This window comes from Pseudomonas sp. SDO5532_S415, from assembly GCF_054071155.1.
The window spans coordinates 1-2513 of sequence record NZ_JBSVWS010000330.1; the positions used below are offsets into that span (position 1 = coordinate 1).

Annotated in this window: 3 protein-coding genes; 2 read left to right on the top strand and 1 reads right to left on the bottom strand. The window is 59.9% G+C overall.

What is annotated here, in order from left to right; all coding sequences use genetic code 11:
- Positions 1–55 precede the first annotated feature (55 nt).
- Complete coding sequence (locus ACW9HW_RS29835; RefSeq protein WP_095195446.1) at positions 56–598, bottom strand: helix-turn-helix domain-containing protein; 543 nt, start codon at positions 596–598, stop codon at positions 56–58.
- A 111-nt stretch (positions 599–709) separates the two neighbouring features.
- Between ACW9HW_RS29835 and ACW9HW_RS29840 the strand changes: the two genes are divergently transcribed.
- Together ACW9HW_RS29840 and ACW9HW_RS29845 are read left to right on the top strand one after the other, a co-directional pair.
- The gene (locus ACW9HW_RS29840; protein WP_095195445.1) at positions 710–1492 is read left to right on the top strand and encodes an aldolase; all 783 of its coding nucleotides are present in this window, start codon (positions 710–712) and stop codon (positions 1490–1492) included.
- A 30-nt stretch (positions 1493–1522) separates the two neighbouring features.
- Entirely contained in the window at positions 1523–2410 is an 888-nt protein-coding gene (locus ACW9HW_RS29845; RefSeq protein ID WP_095195444.1) for a dihydrodipicolinate synthase family protein, read from the top strand.
- Positions 2411–2513: the final 103 nt, after the last annotated feature.

A 2513-nucleotide genomic window follows, 5' to 3' on the forward strand; every position in this document is an offset into this window, starting at 1 on the left:
GGGAATGCATTCCAAGTGTGGGAGCGAGCCTGCTCGCGAAGCTTTTAAGCTCAACTCATTCCTCAGTGCTATGCACCACCACCAGCAACTGCGCCTGCACCTCGCCCACCGAGCGGATCCGATGCGGTTTCTGTGAGTTGAAGTGCAACGCATCACCCCGGCTGAGCAGCACACGCTCATTGACGAAATCCACCTCGACCTGCCCCTCGTGGACGAACAGAAACTCCTCGCCCAAGTGTTCCTTGAAGGCTTTGTCGGTGAATTCCGTCGGCGGGTAAATGATGAACGGCAACAGACTTCGTTCACTCACCTGGTGGGCCAGCACCGCGTAACCCGGATTGTCGTCGCTGGCGCCCAATGGCTGGCGCTCGTGGCTGCGCACCAGGCTGTAGCTGTCGAGGCTGACCTTGTCTTCAGAAAACAGCTCCTCGACGTTAACGTTCAAGGCCTTGGCCAGTTTCAGCGCAGCCGCAATCGACGGCGTGTTCAGCCCGCGCTCGACCTTTGACAGGTAACTCTTGGTCATGCCGGATTTTTCGGCCAAGGCCTCCAGCGTCACGCCAAGTTTTTTTCTCAATAATTTCAAACGGATAGACATTTAGAACGATTAATCCATCAAGGAGGCGACGAATTGTCCTTGCTCATGACACAAAGTGTCATATAGCATCTTTCGTGTCATCTGCATGACCCACCCAAAGAGGACACCGATATGGCCAAGACATTAGCACTGCCCAAAGATCAACTGGTCAAGCAAGCGCTGAGCCAGATGCAAAACACCCTCGCGGATAATACGTGGACCGACCGGCAAAAGCTGGCCCTGACCTGCCGCATTCTGTTCGAGAATGGTCACGACTCAGGTCTGGCCGGGCAAATCACCGCCCGTGGCCCGCAGCCGGGCACCTATTACACTCAACAACTGGGCCTGGGTTTCGACGAAATCACCGCGAGCAACCTGCTGCTGGTCAACGAAGACCTGGAAGTGCTCGAAGGCCACGGCATGCCGAATCCGGCCAACCGTTTCCACAGCTGGGTGTACCGCGCCCGGCCGGATGTGAACTGCATCATTCACACCCACCCGACCCACGTCGCGGCATTGTCGATGCTGGAGGTGCCGCTGCAGATTTCCCACATGGACCTCTGCCCGCTCTACGAAGACTGTGCGTTTCTTGAAGGCTGGCCAGGAGTACCGGTGGGTAACGAGGAAGGTGATCTGATTGCCGGCGCCCTGGGCGACAAACGGGCAGTCCTGCTTTCTCACCACGGCCAGTTGTCCACCGGCACCACCATCGAGGAGGCCTGTGTGATTGCTCAACTGATCGAACGCGCCGCCAAGTTGCAGCTGCTGGCGATGAGCGCCGGGACCATCAAGCCGATCATTCCCGAGCTGGGCCGCGAAGCCCATGACTGGATCGCCCGGCCAAAACGTCACGCCGCCGCTTTCAACTACTACGCCCGGCAGAACCTGCGTCAACACGCCGATTGCCTGAACTGAACCCAGCCCCTTTTCGTACGGAGAGACACCATGTCCAGCCCCAACATTCACGGCATCATCGGCTACACCATCACTCCCTTCACCGCCAACGGCGAAGGCGTGGACCTCAACGCCCTCGGGCGTTCCATCGACCGTCTGATTGAAGGCGGCGTGCACTCCATCGCCCCCTTGGGCAGCACCGGTGAAGGCGCTTACCTGAGCGATGCGGAGTGGGATCAGGTCGCCGAATTCAGCATCAAGCACGTGGCCAAACGGGTGCCGACCATCGTCAGCGTGTCCGACCTGACCACCGCCAAAGCGGTACGTCGCGCCCGTTTCGCCGAAGCCCACGGCGCCGACGTGGTGATGGTGCTGCCGACCTCGTACTGGAAACTCAGCGAAGCGGAAATCCTCGCCCACTACCGTGCCATCGGCGACAGCATCGGCGTGCCGATCATGCTCTACAACAACCCGGCCACCAGCGGCACCGATATGTCGGTGGATCTGATCCTGCGCATCGTCAAGGGTGTGGAAAACGTGACCATGGTCAAGGAAAGCACCGGCGACATCCAGCGCATGCATCAACTGCAACGCCTGGGCGAAGGCCAGGTACCGTTCTATAACGGCTGCAACCCGCTGGCGCTGGAAGCCTTCGCGGCCGGGGCCAAAGGCTGGTGCACGGCGGCGCCGAACCTGATCCCGCAGCTCAACCTGGACTTGTATGAAGCGGTGTTGGCCAACGATCTGGGCAAGGCGCGCGAACTGTTCTATCGCCAGTTGCCGCTGCTGGATTTCATCCTCAAGGGCGGCTTGCCGGCGACGATCAAGGCGGGCTTGCGCGAAACCGGGCTGGAGGTGGGAGATCCGCGGTTGCCGGTATTTCCACTGGGTGAGGCGGGACTTGGTCAGCTGCAAGGCCTGCTGAAAGCCCTGGGCTGATCTCAAGACACAGAGGTAACCCATGTGGGAGCGAGCCTGCTCGCGAAGGCGGTTTGTCGGTGGGTATCGATGTTGAAGGTGCAGGCCTCTTCGCGAGCAGGCT